This window comes from Pseudomonas asiatica, from assembly GCF_040214835.1.
In the GTDB taxonomy this organism is placed as follows: Bacteria; Pseudomonadota; Gammaproteobacteria; order Pseudomonadales; family Pseudomonadaceae; genus Aquipseudomonas; species Aquipseudomonas putida_Z.
Map to the genome: position 1 here is coordinate 1,194,581 of NZ_CP157874.1, position 20,841 is coordinate 1,215,421.

The window sequence follows — 20,841 nt, forward strand, 5'->3', positions numbered from 1 at the left end:
CGGGGACTCCTCCAGGGTCATTTGCCGCTGCCCGCGACGCTTTCGCCGCCACGGGTCAGGTAATAGGCGCCAAGTATCGGCAGCATGGTCACCAGCATCACCAGCATGGCGACCACGTTGGTCACCGGCACGTCGCGCGGGCGGCTGAGCTGGTTGAGCAGCCAGATCGGCAGGGTGCGTTCGTGGCCGGCAGTGAAGGTGGTGACGATGATTTCGTCGAACGACAGGGCAAAGGCCAGCATGCCACCGGCCAGCAGCGCCGAGCCGAGGTTGGGCAGGATGATGTAGCGGAAGGTCTGCCAGCCATCGGCGCCCAGGTCCATCGAGGCTTCGATCAGGCTCTGCGAAGTACGCCGCAGGCGAGCGATCACGTTGTTGTAGACGATCACCACGCAGAACGTGGCATGGCCGACCACGATGGTGAACACCCCGGGCTCGATCCCCAAGGTCTTGAACGCCGAGAGCAGGGCGATACCGGTGATGATGCCGGGCAGGGCGATGGGCAGGATCAGCATCAGCGAAATGCTCTCCTTGCCGAAAAAGCTGCGCCGGTACAGCGCCGCCGAAGCCAGCGTGCCGAGCACCAGGGCGATCAGCGTGGCCAGGCAGGCCACTTGCAGTGACAGCTTGATCGCTTCCAGCACATCGGGCCGGGCGAAGGCCACGGCGAACCACTTCAGGGTAAAACCCTTGGGTGGGAAGCTGAACGCCGCGTCTTCGGTGTTGAAGGCATACAGGAAGATGATCAGGATCGGGAAGTGCAGGAACAGCAACCCGCCCCAGGCCGCCAGGCGCAGCCCGGTCGAGGCTTTTTCAGAGTGCATCGAAGGCCCCCAGTCGCTTGACGATGGACAGGTACACCGCGATCAGCACGATCGGCACCAGGGTGAACGCGGCGGCCATCGGCATGTTGCCGATCGCCCCTTGCTGGGCATAGACCATGCTGCCGATGAAATAGCCGGGCGGGCCGATCAGCTGCGGCACGATGAAGTCGCCCAGGGTCAGCGAGAAGGTGAAGATCGAGCCGCCGGCAATGCCCGGGATCGACAGCGGCAGTATCACCTGCACGAAGGTTTGCCCGGGCCGGGCGCCGAGGTCTGCCGAGGCTTGCAGCAGCGATGGCGGCAAGCGTTCCAGCGAGGCCTGGATCGGCAGGATCATGAACGGCAGCCAGATGTACACGAACACCATGAAGCGCCCCAGGTGCGAAGTCGACAGCGTGCTGCCGCCCACGCCCGGCACCGTCAGCACCATTTGCAGCAGGGCATCCAGGTGCAGTTGCTGGGCGAACCACTGGGCCACGCCGCCCTTGGCCAGCAGCAGGGTCCAGGCGTAGGTCTTGACGATGTAGCTGGCCCACATCGGCATCATCACTGCGATGTAGAAAAATGCCTTGGTCTTGCCGCTGGTATAGCGCGCCATGTAGTACGCGATGGGGAAGGCAAGCACCGCACTGGCCAGCGACACTGCCAGCGCCATGCCCAGGGTGCGCAGGATGATGTCGAAGTTCGACGGGTTGAACAGCGCGGCGAAGTTGCCCAGGGTCAGGTCCGGCGTCACCGCCATGGTGAAGTCGTCGAAGGTATAGAAGCCCTGCCACAGCAGGTTCAGCAGCGAGCCCAGGTAGATAGCACCGAACCAGGTCAGCGGTGGGATCAGCAGCAGGGCCAGGTACAGGTTGGGGCGCCGGTACAGCAGGTTGGACAGGCCGCGCAGTGTGCTCATGTCAGCGGCCCTCGGTTTCCTGCAGCACCGTCATGGCTTCGCGGGGCCAGTGCGCCTGTACCCGTTGCCCGGGTTGCCAGGCCTGTGCCTGCGTCTGCCAGCGGTCGTTGGCCTGGCTCACCGCCAGCAGCTGGCCGCTGTCCAGTTGCAGCTCGTAGCGGGTGGCACTGCCCTGGTACTGGATATCGCGCAGCTGGCCGCTGACCTGGACGTGCTGGCCGGCTGTGGCCGGGTCGCCGAGGCGGATGTGTTCGGGGCGGATGGAGAAGGGCGCCGGGCTGCCATTGAGCAACGTGGCCAGTTCGCCACGCACCACATTGGAGGTGCCGACGAATTCGGCGACGAAGGTGGTGGCCGGCTGCATGTACAGGTTGCGCGGGGTGTCGACCTGCTCGATACGGCCGCGGTTGAACACTGCGACGCGATCGGACATCGACAGCGCCTCGGTCTGGTCGTGGGTGACGAAGATGAAGGTGATGCCCAGCTGGCGCTGCAGCTTTTTCAGCTCGCCCTGCATCTGTTCGCGCAACTTCAGGTCCAGCGCGCCAAGCGGCTCGTCCAGCAGCAGTACCCGTGGCCGGTTGACCAGCGCGCGGGCCAGGGCCACGCGTTGGCGCTGGCCCCCGGACAACTGCGCCGGTTTGCGCGCGCCGTAGCCGGCCAGGGCCACCATCGCCAGGGCTTCTTCAGCGCGGCTGTGGCGTTCGGCCTTGGCCACGCCTTTTACCTTCAGGCCGTAGGCGATGTTGTCCAGTACGTTCATGTGCGGGAACAGGGCGTAGTCCTGGAATACGGTGTTGACGTCGCGCTGGTAGGGCGGTACGCCGGCAGCCTCGACGCCGTGGATGCGGATCGAACCGCTGCTGGGTTGCTCGAAGCCGGCGATCAGGCGCAGGCAGGTGGTCTTGCCCGACCCAGAGGGGCCGAGCATGGAGAAGAATTCGCCATCGATGATGTCGATGCTGACCTGGTCGACGGCCTTGACCTCGCCGAAGGTGCGCGAAACCTGGGTGAACTGGACGGCTAGGGGCATGCATAGGCTCCGGACAACTGGCTTACTCCTGTGCTGGCCTCTTCGCGGGTGAACCCGCTCCTACAGGTTCATCACCGCCTGTAAGGGTGGTGTGCTTTACCTGTGGGAGCGGGTTCACCCGCGAAGAGGCCGGCACAGGCATTCAGGCAACCTCAGCGCCCGCCCATGATCGCAATGTAATCCTGGGTCCAGCGGCTATACGGCACGAACTTGCCGCCCTGGGCCTGCGGGGTTTTCCAGAAGGCGATCTTGTCGAAGTTGTCGAAACCGTTGGTCTTGCAGCCCTCGGCCCCCAGCAGCTCGCTGCCGGTGCAGGCCGCCGGCACCGCCGGCAACGAACCGAACCAGGCGGCCACATCACCCTGTACTTTCGGCTGCAGCGACCAGTCCATCCATTTGTAGGCACAGTTGGGGTGCTTGGCCTCGCTGTGCAGCATGGTGGTGTCGGCCCAGCCGGTCGCGCCTTCCTTGGGAATGGTCGAGGCCACGGGCTGCTTCTCGGCCTTGAGGCCATTGACCATGTAGCCCCAGGAGCTGGAGGCAACCACGCCTTCGTTCTTCACGTCGCTCATCTGCACCGTGGCGTCATGCCAGTAGCGGTGGATCAGCGGTTGCTGCTGGCGCAGCAGCTCCAGCACGGCCTTGTACTGCGCTTCGCTCAGCTCGTACGGGTCCTGGATGCCCAGCTCCGGTTTGGCCGCCTTCAGGTACAACGCCGCATCGGCGATGTAGATCGGCCCATCGTAGGCCTGCACGCGGCCCTTGTTCGGCTTGCCGTCGGGAAGGTTCTGCGGCTCGAACAGCACGCCCCAGCTGGTGGGCGCCTGCTTGAATACGTCGGTGTTGTACAGCAGCACGTTCGGCCCCCATTGGTAAGGGGTGCCGTAGACCTGCTTGTCGACCACGTACCAGCCACCGTTCTGCAGCCGTGGGTCGATGTTCTTCCAGTTGGGGATCAAGGCGGTGTTGATCGGCTGTACCCGCTTGCCCGCGATCAGCCGCAGCGAGGCATCGCCCGAGGCGGTGACCAGGTCGTAGCCGCCCTTGGTCATCAGGCTGACCATCTCGTCCGAGGTGGCGGCGGTCTTGACGCTGACCTTGCAGCCGGTTTCCTTCTCGAAGCCGGTCACCCAGTCGTAGGCCTTGTCGCTTTCACCGCGCTCGATGTAGCCGGGCCAGGCGACGATGTCCAGGCGGCCCTCGCCGGGCCCTAGGGCCTTGGGCGGTTCGGCAGCCTGCAGGCTGGCGTTGGCCAGCAGGGCGCAGGCGGTTGCGCCGAGCAATGCGGTCTTGTGCACTGACATGGTGTTCCCTCTTCTTGGAGATTTTGGTCGGGGCAGTCATCAAGCAAGCCGTGAAGCGATCGTCATGAACGTGGTGCGGTTAGCGCGGTATTGGCGATATCGAGTCTAGTTGGCTTTTTGCCAGCCAATGCAACATCCGGAAGCAAATCCCCCCATGGCGATCGGGCGGGCAGGGCTTAACCTGACGGCTCCCTTGGCCAACGTGGAGACCGTTTGATGAATACCCGGGGATTGCTCGACCAGTTGCTCAAGTCCGGCCAGGACTTGCTCGCCAGCCAGGCCGGCAAGGGCAGCTCTGGCAAGCCAGGCACCAGTGCCGGCGGCCTTGGCAGCCTGCTTTCCGGTGCCGGTGGCGGCGCCCTGGCGGCGGGCGCCATGGGCTTGCTGCTGGGCAACAAGAAGGCCCGCAAATATGGCGGCAAGGCCCTCACCTATGGCGGCCTGGCCGCGCTCGGTGTGCTGGCCTACAAGGCCTACGGCAACTGGCAGGCGCGCCAGCAGGTGGCCGCCACCGAGCCACAGACCGTCGACCGCCTGCCGCCGGCCCAGGCCGAGCTGCACAGCCAGGCGGTACTGCGGGCGCTGGTGGCGGCTGCCAAGTCCGATGGCCATATTGACGAACGCGAGCGTGCGCTGATCGAGGGCGAATTCACCCGCCTGGACAACGACCGCGAGTTGCAGCACTGGCTGCATGCCGAGCTGAACAAGCCGCTGGACCCGGCCGAAGTGGCCCGTGCAGCGCAAACGCCGGAAATGGCCGCCGAGATGTACCTGGCCAGCGTGATGATGGTCGACCAGGAAAACTTCATGGAGCGCGCCTACCTGGACGAACTGGCCCGCCAGCTGCGCCTGGACCCGGCCCTGCGTCAGGAACTGGAAAGCCAGGCAAGGCTTGCCGCCGGCCAGTGATGGGGGCTGCGTTGCAGCCCATCGCCGGCAAGCCGGCTCCCACAGGGATCGCACATGGCCTGAGGTTATGCGGTCGAGGTGGGAGCCTGGCTTGCCGGCGATGGGCCGCACAGCGGCCCCAATGGCGTTGGGCACAAATGACCGGTCTGTCGGCAAGGTTACCCGGTTACTCCACATTTCAGCCGCATGAGCACTGGGCGCCTGGGCTATACTTCGGCGATTTTTCCCGCTCGTTGTGAATTCCTGAGGGCTGAATGTGAAGAACTGGACCTTGCGCCAACGGATCCTGGCAAGTTTCGCCGTGATCATCGCCATCATGCTGCTGATGATCGTGGCCGCCTACTCGCGGTTGGTGACCATCGCATCCGCCGAGCAGGCAGTGGGGACCGACAGCATTCCCGGCCTCTACTACAGCTCGATGATCCGCAGTGCCTGGGTCGACAGTTACGTCACCAGCCAGCAGCTGGTGGGGCTGTCCAATCACCGCGAATTCACTTCGGCCGACGCAGAGCTGTTCAAGAGCTTCCAGGACCGCCTGAAAGAGCACATGGACAGCTACCAGGGCACCATTCAGGACGATGACGACCAGGCGCGCTTCGACACCTTCATCCAGATGAAAGATGCCTACCTCAAGATCGTCGACCAGGTGCTGGAAGCCTATCGACAGCGCAACTACGCGGAAGCCCAGCGGTTGATCACCGATGTGCTCACCCCGGCCTGGATCGAAGGCCGCAAGCACCTGAACGAAGTGATCGAGCACAACCGCGCCTCCGCCGACACCGACACCAACGAGATCGTCGGCGCCGTAAGCACGGCCAAGGGCAGCATGATAGTTTCGCTGCTGCTGGCGATCATCGCCGCCGGTATCTGCGGCCTGTTGCTGATGCGCGCCATCACCGCGCCCATGCAGCGCATTGTCCATGCCCTCGACAAACTGCGCTCGGGCGACCTGAGCATGCGCCTGAGCCTGGACCGCAAGGACGAATTCGGCGCCATCGAAAGCGGCTTCAACGAAATGGCCGAGGCCCTGGCCAACCTGGTGGCCCAGGCCCAGCGTTCGTCGGTGCAGGTGACCACCTCGGTGACCGAAATCGCTGCAACCTCCAAGCAACAGCAGGCCACCGCCACCGAAACGGCCGCCACCACCACCGAAATCGGCGCCACCTCGCGGGAAATCGCCGCCACTTCGCGTGACCTGGTGCGCACCATGACCGAAGTCACCTCGGCCGCCGACCAGGCCTCCAGCCTGGCCGGTTCCGGCCAGCAGGGCCTGGCACGCATGGAAGAAACCATGCACCAGGTGATGGGCGCCGCCGACCTGGTCAACGCCAAGCTGGGCATCCTCAACGAAAAGGCCAGCAACATCACCCAGATGGTGGTGACCATCGTCAAGGTCGCCGACCAGACCAACCTGCTGTCGCTCAACGCTGCCATCGAAGCGGAAAAGGCCGGCGAGTACGGCCGCGGCTTTGCCGTGGTAGCCACCGAAGTGCGCCGCCTGGCCGACCAGACCGCCGTGGCCACCTACGATATCGAGCAGATGGTGCGCGAGATCCAGTCGGCGGTGTCGGCCGGGGTCATGGGCATGGACAAGTTTTCCGAAGAAGTGCGCCGCGGCATGTTCGAAGTGCAGCAGGTGGGCGAACAGCTCAGCCAGATCATTCACCAGGTGCAGGCCCTGGCCCCACGCGTGCTGATGGTCAACGAAGGCATGCAGGCACAGGCCACCGGTGCCGAGCAGATCAACCAGGCGCTGGCCCAGCTCAGCGATGCCAGCACCCAGACGGTCGAATCGCTGCGCCAGGCCAGTTTCGCCATCGATGAGCTGAGCCAGGTGGCCGCTGGCCTGCGTGGCGGCGTGTCGCGCTTCAAAGTCTGACTGCGATGAACGACTTGCAACCGCGCGCCGTGCGGGCGGTCAACGCCAAGGGGGCGTTGTACCTGCAGTTTCGCATCCGGGAGCAACGCTTTGCCCTGAGCGTGCACGAGGTGATCGAGGTGCTGCCGCGCCAGCCGCTCAAGCCGATCGCCAAGGCGCCTGCCTGGGTCGCAGGCATCCTTGCACACCGGGGCCTGCTGGTACCGGTGGTCGACCTGGCGGCATTGAGCTTCGGCCAGCCGGCGGCGCAGCGCACCAGTACCCGCCTGGTGCTGGTGCACTACCGAGGTGGCCTGCAGCTTGGCCTGATCCTGGAGCAGGCCACCGAAACCCTGCGTTGCCACCCCGACGAGTTCCAGCCGTATGGCGTGGACAGCGGTGAAGCCCCGTACCTGGGGCCGGTGCGTCAGGATGAGCAGGGCTTGTTGCAGCGCATCGAAGTCAACGACCTGCTGCCCGATGCCGTGCACGAGTTGCTGTACGCGGATGATCCGACAGGGATGCCGACATGAACGAACAGCATTTTTTCCGCTTCCTGCGCGAACGCATCGGCCTGGACGTGGAATCGGTGGGCGCGCCCATGGTCGAGCGTGCGCTGCGCCAGCGCTGTGTGGCCGTGAACGCTGCGGACCTGGATGATTACTGGCTGCACCTGCAGCAGTCGATGGATGAGCAACAGGCGCTGATCGAAGCGGTCATCGTCCCGGAAACCTGGTTCTTCCGTTACCCCGAATCCTTCACCGCCTTGGCCAGCCTGGCGCACAAGCGCCTGGCCGAGCTGGCCGGGGCGCGCCCGCTGCGTTTGCTCAGCCTGCCTTGCTCGACCGGCGAGGAACCCTATTCGCTGGCCATGGCCTTGCTCGATGCCGGTATCGCGCCGGGGGCGTTCATGATCGACGGCATGGACATCAGCCCCAGTTCCGTGGCCAAGGCCGGGCAGGCGGTGTACGGGCGCAATGCCTTCCGTGGCAGCGACCTGGGCTTTCGCGAGCGTTACTTCGATGCCCTCGACGAAGGCCACCTCCTGCATGAGCGGGTGCGCGAGCAAGTCAGCCTGCAGGTGGGCAATGTGCTCGACCCGGCGCTGGCCAGCCGCGATGGCCTGTACGACTTCGTGTTCTGCCGCAACCTGCTGATCTATTTCGACGTGCCGACCCAACAACGGGTGTTCGAAGTGCTCAAGCGCTTGTTGCACCCACAGGGTGTGCTGTTCATCGGCCCGGCCGAAGGCAGCTTGCTGGCGCGATTGGGCATGCGCCCGCTGGGGATTGCCCAGTCGTTCGCCTATGTGCGCCAGGAGGGTGGCGGCGCTGCGTTGGCTACGCCCCCGGTCCAGCCCTTGCGGCGCACATCGCCAGCACCGGCCAAGCCAGGCTATCCGTTACCGAGCGCAGCGTCGCCGCGCCCACTGCGGGTGCTGCCCGTGGCCGCCAAGCCAGCGCCGGCGCGCGAGCACAAGCGCGAGGAGGCAAGCGAGTTGCTGGCCAGCATTGCCCGGCTTGCCAATGCCGGCGCCAGCGAGCAGGCCCGTGCCGAATGCCAGCGCTACCTGGGCCAGTTCGCGCCTTCGGCGCAGGTTTACTACTGGCTGGGGCTGCTCAGCGATACCGAAGGCGATGCGCAGCAGGCACTGACCCACTATCGCAAAGCCCTGTACCTGGAACCGCAGCACCCCGAGGCGCTGGTGCACCTGGCGGCCTTGCTGGCGGCCCAGGGTGACCTGGCCGGTGCCCGGCGCCTGCAGGAGCGCGCCGCACGGGTTGGCAGGGAGTCTGAACGATGAAGGAATCCGCGATGCAATTGCTCGCCGAGGATGACGCGCACATCGACGACTGCTGGAACCGCATTGGCGTGCACGGCGACAAGCAGTGCCCGCTGCTGGAGCGTCACGTTCACTGCCGTAACTGCGAGGTATATGCCGCAGCAGCCACACGCCTGCTCGACCGCTACGCGTTGATGCAGGACCACCAGGCTGCCGTGGCGCCACCGGTCGAGGAAAACACCGGCCGCTCCATGCTGCTGTTCCGCCTGGGCGAAGAGTGGCTGGCGCTGGCCACCGCCTGCCTGGCCGAAATTGCCCCGCTGCAGGCGGTGCATTCGCTGCCGCACCAGCGCTCGCGGGTGTTGCAGGGGGTGGCCAACGTGCGCGGTGCGCTGGTGCCGTGCCTGTCACTGGCCGACCTGCTGGGTGTGCAGGCCAGCGCTGCCGAGCAACGTGGCGGCCGGGCGATGCCACGCATGCTGATCCTGGCCGCGGATGGCGGGCCGGTGGTGATGGCGGTCGAGGAAATCGACGGCATTCACCGGCTCGACCCGCTGCTGCTGGGCAGCGGCCAGGACGCCTCCCACTTCACCGCAGCGGTCCTGCAATGGCGTGGCCGCAGCGTGCGGGTGCTGGACGATCAACACTTACTGTCTGCCGTGCAGCGGAGCCTGTCATGACCCCAGAGCAAATGCGCGACGCATCGTTGCTCGAACTGTTCAGCCTGGAGGCCGAGGCGCAGACCCAGGTGCTCAGCGTCGGCCTGATGGCGCTGGAGCGTAATCCCACGCAGGCCGACCAGCTCGAGGCTTGCATGCGCGCGGCCCATTCGCTGAAGGGCGCGGCGCGGATTGTCGGGGTGGACGCTGGCGTCAGCGTCGCCCACGTCATGGAAGACTGCCTGGTGGCCGCCCAGGAGGGCCGCCTGCGGCTGAGCGCCGAGCATATCGATGCCCTGTTGCAGGGCACTGACCTGTTGATGCGCATCGCCACGCCTGGCGATGCCGGGGCGCAGGCGACCCTGCCGGTGTTCCTTGCGCAAATGGCCAACCTGCTCGACCCGGGGGCGGCAGCCGTGCCCCCCGCGCCACCAGCCGTGCCAGCGCTGCCGGAAGCGCCGGTGCAAACCGTGCAAGCCGAACCTTTGCCGCTGCCTGTCGAACCCTTGGAGCCTGAGCCCGAGCCCGAGCAGGCCCCACGTCGCAAGGCCGGCAAGCGCACCGGCGAAGGTACGGAGCGGGTGCTGCGGGTCACCGCCGACCGCCTCAACAGCCTGCTCGACTTGTCCAGCAAGTCGCTGGTGGAAACCCAGCGGCTCAAGCCTTACCTGGCCACCCTGCAGCGCCTCAAGCGCATGCACGGCCAGGGCATGCAGGCGCTTGATGGCCTGCGCATGCAACTGGAGGACAGTGGCCAGAGCAGCGAGGTGCTCGAAGCCCTGGCACAGACCCAGCGCCTGCTGGCGGAAACCCAGCAGATCCTGCAGCAGCAGGCTGCCGACCTGGACGAGTTCGGCTGGCAGGCCAGCCAGCGCGCACAACTGCTGTACGACACCGCGCTGGCCTGCCGGATGCGGCCGTTTGCCGATGTGCTGACCGGCCAGAGCCGCATGGTGCGCGACCTTGGCCGTTCGCTGGGCAAGCCGGTGCGGCTGCTGGTGGAAGGTGACAAGACCCAGGTCGACCGCGATGTGCTGGAAAAGCTCGAAGCACCGCTGACCCACCTGTTGCGCAATGCGGTCGACCACGGCATCGAGCTGCCCGAGCGGCGCCTGCTGGCGGGCAAGGCGGAGGAGGGGGTTATCCGCCTGCGGGCCTCGCACCAGGCCGGAATGCTCAGCCTGGAACTGATCGACGACGGTGCCGGCATCGACCTCGAGCGCCTGCGCAGCAGCATTGTCGGGCGTGCCCTGTCGCCCGCCGACACGGTGGCGCGGATGAGCGAGGCAGAGTTGCTGACGTTCCTGTTCTTGCCCGGTTTCAGCCTGCGCGACAAAGTCACCGAGGTGTCCGGGCGCGGCGTGGGCCTGGATGCGGTGCAGCACATGATCCGTGAACTGCGCGGTTCTATCGAGCTGACCCAGCTGGCCGGGCAGGGCTGCCGTTTCCACCTGCAGGTGCCACTGACCCTGTCGGTGGTGCGCAGCCTGGTGGTCGAGGTGGGCGGCGAGGCCTATGCCTTCCCGCTCGCTCATATCGAACGCACGCTGGAAGTGAGCGCCGAAGAGATCGTGCAGATCGAGGGGCGCCAGCACTTCTGGCACGAAGGCCGGCACATCGGCCTGGTGGCGGCCAGCCAACTGCTCAACCGCCCGGCCGGGCAATCGCAGGAGAGCAGCCTGCGGGTAGTGGTGATCCGCGAGCGCGAGCAACTGTACGGCGTGGCCGTGGAGCGGCTGGTGGGCGAGCGGGTCCTGGTGGTGATGCCGCTCGACCCACGGCTGGGCAAGGTGCAGGACATTTCTTCCGGCGCCTTGCTCGACGATGGCTCGGTGGTGCTGATCGTCGATGTCGAGGACCTGCTGCGCTCGGTGGAGAAACTGCTCAGCACCGGCAGCCTGGAACGCATCGAGCGCGGCAGCAGCGGCGCCCGTGGCGTGGCGCGCCAGCGCATCCTGGTGGTCGACGATTCGCTGACCGTGCGAGAACTGCAGCGCAAGCTGCTTGGCAACCGTGGCTACGACGTGGCCGTGGCGGTGGATGGCATGGACGGCTGGAACGCCTTGCGTGGCGAGGACTTCGACCTGCTGATCACCGACATCGACATGCCGCGCATGGACGGCATCGAGCTGGTCACCCTGGTGCGCCGCGACCAGCGCCTGCAATCGCTGCCGGTGATGGTGGTGTCCTACAAGGACCGTGAGGAAGACCGACGGCGTGGCCTGGATGCCGGCGCCGACTACTATTTGGCAAAGGCCAGTTTCCATGACGATGCGTTGCTGGATGCTGTGGTTGAGCTGATCGGAGGTGCTCAGGGATGAAGATCGCCATCGTCAACGACATGCCCATGGCCGTGGAGGCGCTGCGCCGGGCGGTCGCCCTGGAGCCGGCGCACGAGGTGGTATGGGTGGCCAGCAATGGCGCCGAGGCGGTGCAGCGCTGCACCGAGCAGCAGCCAGACCTGATCCTCATGGACCTGATAATGCCGGTCATGGATGGCGTCGAGGCCACCCGGCGGATCATGGCCGAAACCCCATGCGCCATCGTCATCGTCACGGTCGACCGCAAGCAGAACGTGCACCGGGTGTTCGAGGCCATGGGCTACGGCGCACTCGACGTGGTAGACACGCCGGCGCTGGGCGCGGGCGATCCCCGTGAAGCGGCGGCGCCACTGCTGCGCAAAATCCTCAATATCGGCTGGCTGATCGGCCAGCAACGTTCGCCTGCCGCCCGCCCGGTGGCCACGCCGCTGCGCGAGGCTTCCCAGCGCCGCGGCCTGGTGGCGATCGGCTCGTCGGCAGGTGGCCCGGCGGCGCTGGAAGTGTTGCTGCAGGGCCTGCCGGCGGCATTTCCGGCGGCCATCGTGCTGGTCCAGCATGTGGACCAGGTGTTTGCCGCGGGCATGGCCGAATGGCTCAGCAGCGCTGCCGGGCTGCCGGTGCGCCTGGCCCGGGAAGGCGAGCCGCCGCAGCCGGGGCAGGTGTTGCTGGCCGGCACCAATCACCACATCCGCCTGCTACAGAACGGCCAACTGGCCTACACTGCCGAACCTGTCAATGAAATTTACCGGCCCTCGATCGATGTGTTCTTCGAGAGTGTGGCGCGCTATTGGACCGGCGATGCGGTGGGCGTGTTGCTTACCGGCATGGGCCGCGATGGTGCCCAGGGCCTGAAGCTGATGCGCCAGCAGGGCTTCCTGACCATTGCCCAGGACCAGGCCAGCAGTGCGGTGTACGGGATGCCCAAGGCCGCTGCGGCCATCGATGCCGCAGTGGAAATCCGCCCGCTGGAACGCATAGCCGGGCGCTTGATGGAATTTTTCGCAAAATGACGAAGTGTATTGAATCACGCCGCCAGGCCGGCAGTGATCGGGTGAACAGGTATGAATGATTTACCGATCGAAGGTTTCACGACCCCCAACGAGAACTCGGCGATGGTGCTGCTGGTCGACGACCAGGCCATGATCGGCGAGGCGGTGCGGCGTGGCCTGGCCCATGAAGAGAACATCGACTTCCACTTCTGCGCCGACCCGCACCAGGCGGTGGCCCAGGCCGTGCGCATCAAGCCCACGGTGATCCTGCAGGACCTGATCATGCCTGGCCTGGACGGGCTGACCCTGGTGCGTGAATACCGCAACAACCCGGCGACCCAGGATATCCCGATCATCGTCCTGTCGACCAAGGAAGACCCGCTGGTCAAGAGCGCGGCCTTTGCTGCCGGGGCCAACGATTACCTGGTCAAGCTGCCGGACACCATCGAGCTGGTGGCGCGCATCCGCTATCACTCGCGTTCCTACCTTACCCTGTTGCAGCGCGACGAGGCCTACCGCGCCCTGCGCGTCAGCCAGCAGCAACTGCTCGATACCAACCTGATGCTGCAGCGGCTGATGAACTCCGATGGCCTGACCGGGTTGTCCAACCGCCGCCACTTCGACGAGTACCTGGAACTGGAATGGCGCCGGGCCATGCGTGAGCAGCAGCAATTGTCGCTGCTGATGATCGACGTGGACTATTTCAAGGCCTACAACGACAGCTTTGGCCACCTGGCCGGTGACGAGGCCTTGCGCCAGGTGGCCGAGGCGATCCGCGGCTCGTGCTCGCGGCCGACCGACCTGCCGGCGCGCTATGGTGGCGAGGAATTCGTCCTGGTATTGCCCAACACCTCGCCGGGCGGGGCACGCCTGGTGGCCGAGAAGCTGCGCCAGACCGTGCTCGGCCTGGGCATCCCGCACACCGCGCCGGTGCCCGACTCGTATCTGACCGTGAGCATTGGCCTGGCCACCCAGACTCCGTCCATCGGCAGCCATAGCCGGCAACTGATCTCGGCTGCGGACAAAGGCCTGTACCAGGCCAAGAATGGCGGGCGCAACCAGGTTGGTATCGCCTGACAGGGCCTGCACCGTACCCTTGTAGGAGCGGCCTTGTGTCGCGATGGGGCGCGCAGCGGCCCCTTGCAGTATCTGCTGCGAAGCTGAATTCCGGGGCCGCTGCGCGCCCCATCGCGACACAAGGCCGCTCCTACACGAGTAATTGCGGCCATTCGGGCGCCCGGCGGGTCTGCCGCCCTGCGGCGGACTCGGTTATACTCGCAGGCTTTTCACCGAATTCGTGCGAGTAGCCAGCCCATGGAAATCCAACCGATCCTGAACACCATCAAGGACCTCACCGAGCGTTCCCAGTCCATTCGGGGGTATCTTTGACTACGATCACAAGCATGACCGCCTGATCGAAGTCAACCGCGAGCTGGAAGACCCCAACGTCTGGAACAAGCCCGAGTACGCCCAGGCCCTGGGCCGCGAGCGTGCCATGCTGGCACAGGTCGTCGAGACCCTGGACAAGCTGTCCGGTGGCCTGGCCGACTGCCAGGACCTGCTCGACATGGCCGTCGAGGAAAATGACGAAGGCGCCGTCGGCGACGTCGTGACCGAACTGGAAGGCCTGGAAGAAAAACTGGCCCAGCTCGAGTTCCGTCGCATGTTCAGCGGCGAGATGGACATGAACAACGCCTACCTGGACATCCAGGCCGGCTCCGGTGGTACCGAGGCGCAGGACTGGGCCAACATCCTGCTGCGCATGTACCTGCGCTGGGCCGACAAGCGTGGTTTCGATGCCACCATCATCGAGCTTTCCGAAGGTGAAGTCGCCGGCATCAAGGGCGCTACCGTGCATATCAAGGGCGAGTACGCCTTCGGCTGGCTGCGCACCGAGATCGGCGTGCACCGCCTGGTACGCAAGAGCCCGTTCGACTCCGGTGCCCGTCGCCACACCTCGTTCTCGGCGGTGTTCGTGTCGCCCGAGATCGACGACAAGGTCGAGATCGAGATCAACCCGGCCGACCTGCGTATCGACACCTACCGTTCCTCCGGTGCCGGTGGTCAGCACGTGAACACCACCGACTCGGCGGTGCGTATTACCCACGTACCGACCAACACCGTGGTGGCTTGCCAGAACGAACGCTCCCAGCACGCCAACAAGGACACCGCCATGAAAATGCTGCGGGCCAAGTTGTACGAGCTGGAAATGCAGAAGCGCAATGCCGCCTCGCAGGCGCTGGAAGACAGCAAGTCGGACATCGGCTGGGGCCACCAGATCCGCTCCTACGTGCTGGATGACTCGCGTATCAAGGACCTGCGTACCGGTGTCGAGCGCAGCGACTGCCAGAAGGTGCTGGACGGCGACCTCGACCAGTACCTGGAAGCGAGCCTCAAGCAGGGGCTGTAAACCGCACACAACCGCCGCGGTACCTGGCCTGGGTCCGGTATCGCGTGCCCTGCCCGAAAGGGGCACCGAACACCTGATGGAAAGAATGACGAAATGAGCGACCTCAAGACCGAAGCGCAAGACCTGCAACAGGAAGAAAACGCCCTGATCGCCCTGCGCAAGGAAAAGCTTGCCGCCGAGCGCGCCAAGGGCAATGCCTTCCCCAATGACTTCCGTCGCGACAGCTACTGCAACGACCTGCAGAAGCAGTATGCGGACAAGACCAAGGAAGAACTGGAAGCTGCAGCGATTCCGGTCAAGGTTGCCGGCCGCATCATGCTCAACCGCGGCTCGTTCATGGTCATTCAGGACATGACTGGCCGTATCCAGGTCTACGTCAACCGCAAGACCCTGCCGGAAGAAACCCTGGCCGCGGTCAAGACCTGGGACCTGGGCGACATCATCAGCGCCGAAGGCACCCTGGCCCGTTCCGGCAAGGGCGACCTGTACGTCGAAATGACCAACGTGCGCCTGCTGACCAAGTCGCTGCGCCCGCTGCCCGACAAGCACCACGGCCTGACCGACACCGAGCAGCGCTACCGCCAGCGTTACGTCGACCTGATGGTCAATGAAGAAACCCGCCACACCTTCCGTGTGCGTTCGCAGGTGATCTCGCACATCCGCAAGTTCCTCATCGAGCGCGACTTCCTCGAAGTCGAGACGCCGATGCTGCAAACCATCCCGGGTGGTGCTGCGGCCAAGCCGTTCGAAACCCACCACAACGCCCTGGACATGGCCATGTTCCTGCGCATTGCGCCGGAGCTGTACCTCAAGCGCCTGGTGGTTGGTGGCTTCGAGAAGGTGTTCGAGATCAACCGCAACTTCCGTAACGAAGGCGTTTCGACTCGTCACAACCCTGAATTCACCATGCTCGAGTTCTACCAGGCCTACGCCGACTACCGCGACAACATGGACCTCACCGAGGAACTGTTCCGCGAGCTGGCGCAGCTGGTACTGGGCACTACCGACGTGCCGTACGGCGACAAGGTGTTCCACTTCGGCGAGCCGTTCGCCCGCCTGTCGGTATTCGACTCGATCCTCAAGTACAACCCGGAGCTGACCGCTGCCGACCTGCAGGACGTCGACCGCGCCCGCGACATCGCCAAAAAGGCCGGTGCCAAGGTGCTGGGCCACGAAGGCCTGGGCAAGCTGCAGGTGATGATTTTCGAAGAGCTGGTCGAGCACAAGCTGGAGCAGCCGCACTTCATCACCGAGTACCCGTTCGAAGTGTCGCCGCTGGCCCGTCGCAACGACGACAACCCGGCTGTTACCGACCGTTTCGAGCTGTTCATCGGTGGCCGCGAGATCGCCAACGCCTACTCCGAGCTCAATGATGCCGAAGACCAGGCCGAGCGCTTCCTGGCCCAGGTGGCCGAGAAGGACGCCGGTGACGACGAAGCCATGCACTACGACGCCGACTTCGTTCGCGCCCTGGAGTACGGCATGCCGCCGACTGCAGGTGAAGGCATCGGCATCGACCGCCTGGTGATGCTGCTGACCAACTCGCCGTCGATCCGCGACGTGATCCTGTTCCCGCACATGCGTCCGCAGGCCTGAGTGAATTGAATGAGCCGCCTTTCGAGGCGGCTTTTTCTTGCCCGTACACTTGAATTGCCTGTACCGGCCCTTTCGCGGCTAAAGCCGCTCCCACTGGGACCCCACTACCCTCAGGCTGGTGCGGTCCCTGTGGGAGCGGCTTTAGCCGCGAAGAGGCCGGCACTGACGAAACACTGTCCATGAGGTACACCCCGTGACACCCGCAATGCCTCACCAGGGCGCCGCCGGCATCGCCACCGCCGTCGCCGAAAGCGTGCAATACCAAGGCCGCAAGACTGCCCGCCAGGGCAGCGAGCAGCGTCGCCAACTGATCCTCGACGCCGCCATGCGCATTGTCGTGCGCGATGGCGTACGCGGTGTGCGCCATCGCGCCGTCGCCGCCGAGGCCGGTGTGCCACTGTCGGCCACCACCTACTACTTCAAGGACATCGAGGACCTGCTCACCGATACCTTCGCCCAGTACGTCGAACGCAGCGCCGCCTACATGGCCAAGCTGTGGGCCAATACCGAGGTGGTGTTGCGCCAGTTGCTGGCCGAGGGTGACGGCAGCCCGCAGGCGCGGGCACGCCTGGCTGACGAGGTGGCGCGCATGACAGCCGACTACGTGCAGCGGCAACTGTTGAACCGCCGCGACTTCCTGATGGCCGAGCAGGCCTTCCGCCAGGAGGCGCTGCTGTGCCCGCGCCTGGCTCAACTGGTGTGCGCCCATGAACAGATCCTGCTGCATGGCACCCGCCAATTGCTGCAGGTGGTGGGCTCGCAGCAACCGGAACAGGACGCCCAAATGTTGACGGCGATTATCGAGCAGATGGAATATCAGGGCCTGCTCAAGGATGCGAACGCGCAAGCCGATGGGCAGATGCTCGCTATGCTTAGCCGATACCTGCAGCTGGTGCTGGCATCGGCCTGAGCCGAGACCGACTTTTCAAGGAGAACCTGATGAAAGCCTGGCGTGTGGTGTTGTTGACTTTGTCATTCCTGCTGCTGGGCGGTTGTCTGGTGACCTTCCACGAGCCCTTGCCGAGCAACCAGGCGGCGCCCAAGGCCCTGCTCGGCAAGTGGAGCAGCAAGGACGCCTGGGGCGAGCCGCTGAAGCTGGTGATCAGCCGTAGCGGTGGCGATGCCTACAAGGCAGTGGCCACGGCCAAGGGCAAGGCCCCCGAGGAATACGTGTTCACCGTGTCGCGCCACGGCAACCGCTGGTACCTGTCGGCTGGCGTGCCGAAGCGCCTGGGTGGCAACTTCCTGATCGGCGGTTTCGATATCGTCGATGGCAAGGAACTGGTGGTCTACAACCTGGATGTCGAGCAGGTGCAGCAGGCGGTGGACAAGAAGGAGCTGACCGGGCGCAGCACCGAGGTGCCGGAGGACAACGGCGACGGCGTGCTGATCGACAGCCCGTCGGCGCGGGTGCTGGCGTATCTGGACGACCCGGCCAACTCCGACCTGTTCGTTGAAGTGGCGCGGTTCCAGCGCTCCGGCAAATGACCGTGCTGGCTTCTTCGCGGCTGAAGCCGCTCCCACAGGGACCGCACCGGTTTCGAGCCTGATGCAGTACCTGTGGGAGCGGCTTTAGCCGCGAAGAGGCCGGTACAGGTTTCCTGTACTAGAAAGGAGTCCCCGGTGGACGAATACCAGCAAACCATCCGTGCCCTGTCCGACCGCATCGTTGCGGCACAGACCCCGATCCGGGTTCTGGACGCGGTGAAGTGGGACGACAACATCCGCCAGGGTTTCCTCAAGGCCAAGGGCAAGGAGCCGCCGGCCGTCGACCGTGCCTACTACCAGTCGCGCCCGCTGGCGTTCGACTCCAGCGCGGTCAAGGCCGAGTTCCAGGGCATCGAGCGCGACATCATTCGCCAGCTCGGCCAGTTCAACCCGGTCGGGCAGATCATGAAGCGCATGTGCCGCGAATACCGCATGGTGGTGCGCATGCTCGAAGCGCGTGGCACCGAGGATTTCGGGCTGATCTCCCAGGAACTGTACGGCGCCGCCTCGGATGCCTTCCACGCTGGTGATCCGACCTTGGCCGACCTCGGCCTGATGCTGTCGGACTACCTGAACAACATCGATGGCCGTGGCGACCTCAAGGACGAACCGAAGAACCTCACTGCCAAGGAGGCCGTGGAAATCCTCCAGCACCGGCTGAACAAGGTGTTCGGCGAGGCCGAGGGGACCATCCGTGTGTTCGAGTCCGACGGCATCGTCGCCGATGCCGCGGCCGGGGCCGACTACATCAAGGTGCGTGCCGACGCCATGTTCAATGCCCGTGACGTGCGCGCCCTGGAGGTGCACGAAGGGCTGGTGCATGTCGGCACCACGCTCAACGGCCTGAACCAGCCGATCTGTACCTTCCTGGCCAAGGGCCCGCCCTCGTCGACGGTGACCCAGGAAGGCCTGGCCATCCTCATGGAGGTGATCGCCTTCGCCTCCTACCCCAGCCGCCTGCGCAAGCTCACCAATCGGACCCGCGCCATCCACATGGTCGAGGAGGGTGCCGATTTCATGCAGATCTACAACTTCTTCCGCGAGCAGGGGTTCGAGATGGCGCAGAGCTACAGCAACGCCAGTCGGGTGTTCCGTGGGTCGGTGCCCAATGGCCTGCCATTTACCAAGGACTTGTCCTACCTCAAAGGCTTCATCATGGTTTACAACTACATTCAGTTGGCCGTGAAGAAGGGCAAGCTCGAACAGATCCCGTTGCTGTTCTGTGGCAAGACCACCCTGGAAGACATGCGTACCCTGCGACAGCTGGTCGAGGAAGGCCTGGTCGAGCCGCCCAAGTACCTGCCCGAGCAGTTCCGCGACCTCAACGCGCTGTCGGCCTGGATGTGCTTCTCCAACTTCCTCAACCACCTGAGCCTGGACCGCATTGAAGCCGATTACGCGAACATTCTCTGAGTGCTGCCGCCTGCTGGCCCTGGGTTTGATCCTGCTGGGCCTGGGCGGTTGCAGCAGCCTGCTGTTCTATCCCGAGCGCGGCCAGCCGTTCACGCCCGAGCGGGCCAGGCTCGAGTACCGCGATGTCACCTTGACCACTGCTGATGGCATCCGCCTGCACGGCTGGTGGTTGCCGGCCAAGGCGGGGGTCGAGGTCAAGGGCACGGTGCTGCACCTGCATGGCAATGGCGGCAACCTGCCTGGGCACCTGGGCGGCAGCTACTGGCTGCCGGAGCAGGGCTACCAGGTGTTGATGATCGATTACCGCGGCTATGGCCTGTCCCAGGGCGAGCCGAGCCTGCCCGAGGTGTACGAGGACATCGCCGCGGCCATGGCCTGGCTGGAGCAGGCTCCCGAGGTCAAGGGCAAGCCACTGGTACTGCTGGGGCAGAGCCTTGGCGGGGCCATGGCCATTCACTACCTGGCGGCCCACCCGGAGCAGCGCCAGCGTTTCAGTGCCCTGGTGTTCGACGGTGTGCCGGCCAGTTACCGTGCGGTCGGACGCTTTGCCCTCAGCACCTCGTGGATGACCTGGCCGCTGCAGGTGCCGCTGTCGTGGCTGGTGCCGGACGGTGACAGCGCGATCCGCTCGATCGAGCAGCTGAGCAGCCCGCCCAAGCTGTTCTTCCACAGCATCGACGACACCCTGGTGCCGATGGACAACGGCATCCGCCTGTACCAGCACGCGCCAGCGCCACGGGTGCTGCAACTGACCCGTGGTGGCCACGTGCAGACCTTCGCCGACCCGACCTGGCGCCAGGTGATGTTGCGTTTCCTCGACGACCCCAGCCATTTCAACGGCCTGCGGCGGCTGGCCGAAGTACCCAATTACCCTGACGAGAAGAACAAGCAATGAGTGAAGAACGCAACGCCATCCCGCTGATCCTGACCGGTGTCGGCAGCATCATCGTGACGGTGGGGGCCTTGTGGTACTACGGTTACCTGCATTTCGCCAAGCCCGAGGATGCCCTGTTGCTGCAGGACTTCACCATGCTCAAGACCATCCCCGGCGAGGACTACAAGGTCTCGCTGGACCCGGCGCCACAAGTGGCCCAGTGCGTCGATGGCGTGCTGGTGCTGTTCGACACCCAGCAGAAAGGCCTGACCGGGGTGCTGGTGGACAACCGCAAGCGCGCGGTGCGTTGCATGGGCGAGGAAACCCCGCAGCAGGTGCAGTGAGCCATTATCTCTGCTGCCTGTTCCGACCCTTTCGCGGCTAAAGCCGCTCCCACAGGGACCGCGCCAGTCCCTGTGGGAGCGGCTTTAGCCGCGAAAGGGTCGGAACAGGCAAAAGAAAGCCCCGCTTCGATCGCG

19 protein-coding genes are annotated in these 20,841 nt (G+C 65.1%); 15 read left to right on the forward strand and 4 right to left on the reverse strand.

Annotated features, from left to right (window positions below):
- Positions 1-17 precede the first annotated feature (17 nt).
- The 4 genes from ABNP31_RS05490 to ydcS all read right to left on the reverse strand — a co-directional run bounded on the left by ABNP31_RS05490 (position 18) and on the right by ydcS (position 4,062).
- Positions 18-824 carry an ABC transporter permease gene (locus ABNP31_RS05490; protein WP_025337926.1) on the reverse strand — a complete coding sequence of 269 codons (807 nt, stop codon included), beginning with the start codon at positions 822-824 and terminating at the stop codon, positions 18-20.
- On the reverse strand, positions 814-1,725 hold the full coding sequence (locus tag ABNP31_RS05495; protein ID WP_350013075.1) for an ABC transporter permease: 912 nt from the start codon (positions 1,723-1,725) through the stop codon (positions 814-816). The genes ABNP31_RS05490 and ABNP31_RS05495 overlap by 11 nt, the downstream gene beginning before the upstream one ends.
- A gap of 1 nt (position 1,726) precedes the next feature.
- Positions 1,727-2,758, reverse strand: coding sequence for an ABC transporter ATP-binding protein (locus ABNP31_RS05500; RefSeq protein ID WP_238067338.1), 1,032 nt, complete (start codon positions 2,756-2,758; stop codon positions 1,727-1,729).
- A gap of 152 nt (positions 2,759-2,910) precedes the next feature.
- Positions 2,911-4,062: a putative ABC transporter substrate-binding protein YdcS gene (gene ydcS / locus ABNP31_RS05505; protein WP_085664575.1), complete on the reverse strand. Its 1,152-nt coding sequence runs from the start codon at positions 4,060-4,062 to the stop codon at positions 2,911-2,913.
- Positions 4,063-4,278: 216 nt separating this feature from the next.
- On the opposite strand from ydcS, the gene ABNP31_RS05510 reads away from it, so the two are divergent.
- The 15 genes from ABNP31_RS05510 (at position 4,279) to ABNP31_RS05580 (ending at position 20,706) form a co-directional block, all read left to right on the forward strand.
- Complete coding sequence (locus ABNP31_RS05510) at positions 4,279-4,971, forward strand: tellurite resistance TerB family protein (protein WP_075043955.1); 693 nt, start codon at positions 4,279-4,281, stop codon at positions 4,969-4,971.
- Between the two features lie 256 nt (positions 4,972-5,227).
- Positions 5,228-6,850: a methyl-accepting chemotaxis protein gene (locus ABNP31_RS05515; protein WP_085587625.1), complete on the forward strand. Its 1,623-nt coding sequence runs from the start codon at positions 5,228-5,230 to the stop codon at positions 6,848-6,850.
- A 5-nt stretch (positions 6,851-6,855) separates the two neighbouring features.
- Positions 6,856-7,362, forward strand: a complete 507-nt coding sequence (locus ABNP31_RS05520; RefSeq protein WP_350013076.1) for a chemotaxis protein CheW — start codon at positions 6,856-6,858, stop codon at positions 7,360-7,362.
- On the forward strand, positions 7,359-8,633 hold the full coding sequence (locus ABNP31_RS05525; RefSeq protein WP_085664576.1) for a CheR family methyltransferase: 1,275 nt from the start codon (positions 7,359-7,361) through the stop codon (positions 8,631-8,633). The genes ABNP31_RS05520 and ABNP31_RS05525 overlap by 4 nt, the downstream gene beginning before the upstream one ends.
- Positions 8,630-9,292, forward strand: coding sequence for a chemotaxis protein CheW (locus ABNP31_RS05530; protein ID WP_084785060.1), 663 nt, complete (start codon positions 8,630-8,632; stop codon positions 9,290-9,292). The genes ABNP31_RS05525 and ABNP31_RS05530 overlap by 4 nt, the downstream gene beginning before the upstream one ends.
- Complete coding sequence (locus tag ABNP31_RS05535) at positions 9,289-11,592, forward strand: hybrid sensor histidine kinase/response regulator (protein WP_350013077.1); 2,304 nt, start codon at positions 9,289-9,291, stop codon at positions 11,590-11,592. Before ABNP31_RS05530 ends, ABNP31_RS05535 begins: the two co-directional genes overlap by 4 nt.
- Entirely contained in the window at positions 11,589-12,602 is a 1,014-nt protein-coding gene (wspF, locus tag ABNP31_RS05540) for a Wsp signal transduction system protein-glutamate methylesterase WspF (RefSeq protein WP_025337935.1), read from the forward strand. Before ABNP31_RS05535 ends, wspF begins: the two co-directional genes overlap by 4 nt.
- A 51-nt stretch (positions 12,603-12,653) precedes the next feature.
- Complete coding sequence (gene wspR, locus ABNP31_RS05545) at positions 12,654-13,658, forward strand: Wsp signal transduction system regulator diguanylate cyclase WspR (RefSeq protein WP_025337936.1); 1,005 nt, start codon at positions 12,654-12,656, stop codon at positions 13,656-13,658.
- Positions 13,659-13,895: 237 nt separating this feature from the next.
- Positions 13,896-14,991, forward strand: a protein-coding gene (gene prfB / locus ABNP31_RS05550; RefSeq protein WP_108480361.1) for a peptide chain release factor 2 whose coding sequence is annotated in 2 segments (ribosomal slippage) — positions 13,896-13,967 and positions 13,969-14,991 — 1,095 coding nt in all. Because the reading frame shifts where the segments join, the coding sequence is not laid out codon by codon here.
- A gap of 93 nt (positions 14,992-15,084) precedes the next feature.
- Positions 15,085-16,587, forward strand: a complete 1,503-nt coding sequence (gene lysS, locus ABNP31_RS05555) for a lysine--tRNA ligase (protein WP_013971217.1) — start codon at positions 15,085-15,087, stop codon at positions 16,585-16,587.
- A gap of 205 nt (positions 16,588-16,792) precedes the next feature.
- Positions 16,793-17,497, forward strand: coding sequence for a TetR/AcrR family transcriptional regulator (locus ABNP31_RS05560; protein ID WP_025337938.1), 705 nt, complete (start codon positions 16,793-16,795; stop codon positions 17,495-17,497).
- 29 nt (positions 17,498-17,526) lie between these two features.
- A complete protein-coding gene (locus tag ABNP31_RS05565; protein ID WP_003258915.1) occupies positions 17,527-18,075 on the forward strand; it encodes a hypothetical protein in 549 nt (182 codons plus the stop codon).
- Positions 18,076-18,210: 135 nt separating this feature from the next.
- On the forward strand, positions 18,211-19,488 hold the full coding sequence (locus ABNP31_RS05570) for a flavohemoglobin expression-modulating QEGLA motif protein (RefSeq protein WP_085618263.1): 1,278 nt from the start codon (positions 18,211-18,213) through the stop codon (positions 19,486-19,488).
- Positions 19,460-20,383: an alpha/beta hydrolase gene (locus ABNP31_RS05575; protein WP_085664577.1), complete on the forward strand. Its 924-nt coding sequence runs from the start codon at positions 19,460-19,462 to the stop codon at positions 20,381-20,383. The genes ABNP31_RS05570 and ABNP31_RS05575 overlap by 29 nt, the downstream gene beginning before the upstream one ends.
- Positions 20,380-20,706, forward strand: coding sequence for a hypothetical protein (locus ABNP31_RS05580; RefSeq protein WP_003252219.1), 327 nt, complete (start codon positions 20,380-20,382; stop codon positions 20,704-20,706). Before ABNP31_RS05575 ends, ABNP31_RS05580 begins: the two co-directional genes overlap by 4 nt.
- Positions 20,707-20,841: the final 135 nt, after the last annotated feature.

Excerpts from the sequence above, each read along its gene's own strand:
- ABNP31_RS05490 (WP_025337926.1), bottom strand. The coding sequence starts at position 824 with ATGCACTCTGAAAAAGCCTCGACCGGGCTGCGCCTGGCGGCCTGGGGC.
- ABNP31_RS05495 (WP_350013075.1), bottom strand. The coding sequence starts at position 1,725 with ATGAGCACACTGCGCGGCCTGTCCAACCTGCTGTACCGGCGCCCCAAC.
- ABNP31_RS05500 (WP_238067338.1), bottom strand. The coding sequence starts at position 2,758 with ATGCCCCTAGCCGTCCAGTTCACCCAGGTTTCGCGCACCTTCGGCGAG.
- ydcS (WP_085664575.1), bottom strand. The coding sequence starts at position 4,062 with ATGTCAGTGCACAAGACCGCATTGCTCGGCGCAACCGCCTGCGCCCTG.
- ABNP31_RS05510 (WP_075043955.1), top strand. The coding sequence starts at position 4,279 with ATGAATACCCGGGGATTGCTCGACCAGTTGCTCAAGTCCGGCCAGGAC.
- ABNP31_RS05520 (WP_350013076.1), top strand. The coding sequence starts at position 6,856 with ATGAACGACTTGCAACCGCGCGCCGTGCGGGCGGTCAACGCCAAGGGG.
- ABNP31_RS05525 (WP_085664576.1), top strand. The coding sequence starts at position 7,359 with ATGAACGAACAGCATTTTTTCCGCTTCCTGCGCGAACGCATCGGCCTG.
- ABNP31_RS05530 (WP_084785060.1), top strand. The coding sequence starts at position 8,630 with ATGAAGGAATCCGCGATGCAATTGCTCGCCGAGGATGACGCGCACATC.
- ABNP31_RS05535 (WP_350013077.1), top strand. The coding sequence starts at position 9,289 with ATGACCCCAGAGCAAATGCGCGACGCATCGTTGCTCGAACTGTTCAGC.
- wspF (WP_025337935.1), top strand. The coding sequence starts at position 11,589 with ATGAAGATCGCCATCGTCAACGACATGCCCATGGCCGTGGAGGCGCTG.
- wspR (WP_025337936.1), top strand. The coding sequence starts at position 12,654 with ATGAATGATTTACCGATCGAAGGTTTCACGACCCCCAACGAGAACTCG.
- lysS (WP_013971217.1), top strand. The coding sequence starts at position 15,085 with ATGAGCGACCTCAAGACCGAAGCGCAAGACCTGCAACAGGAAGAAAAC.
- ABNP31_RS05560 (WP_025337938.1), top strand. The coding sequence starts at position 16,793 with ATGCCTCACCAGGGCGCCGCCGGCATCGCCACCGCCGTCGCCGAAAGC.
- ABNP31_RS05565 (WP_003258915.1), top strand. The coding sequence starts at position 17,527 with ATGAAAGCCTGGCGTGTGGTGTTGTTGACTTTGTCATTCCTGCTGCTG.
- ABNP31_RS05580 (WP_003252219.1), top strand. The coding sequence starts at position 20,380 with ATGAGTGAAGAACGCAACGCCATCCCGCTGATCCTGACCGGTGTCGGC.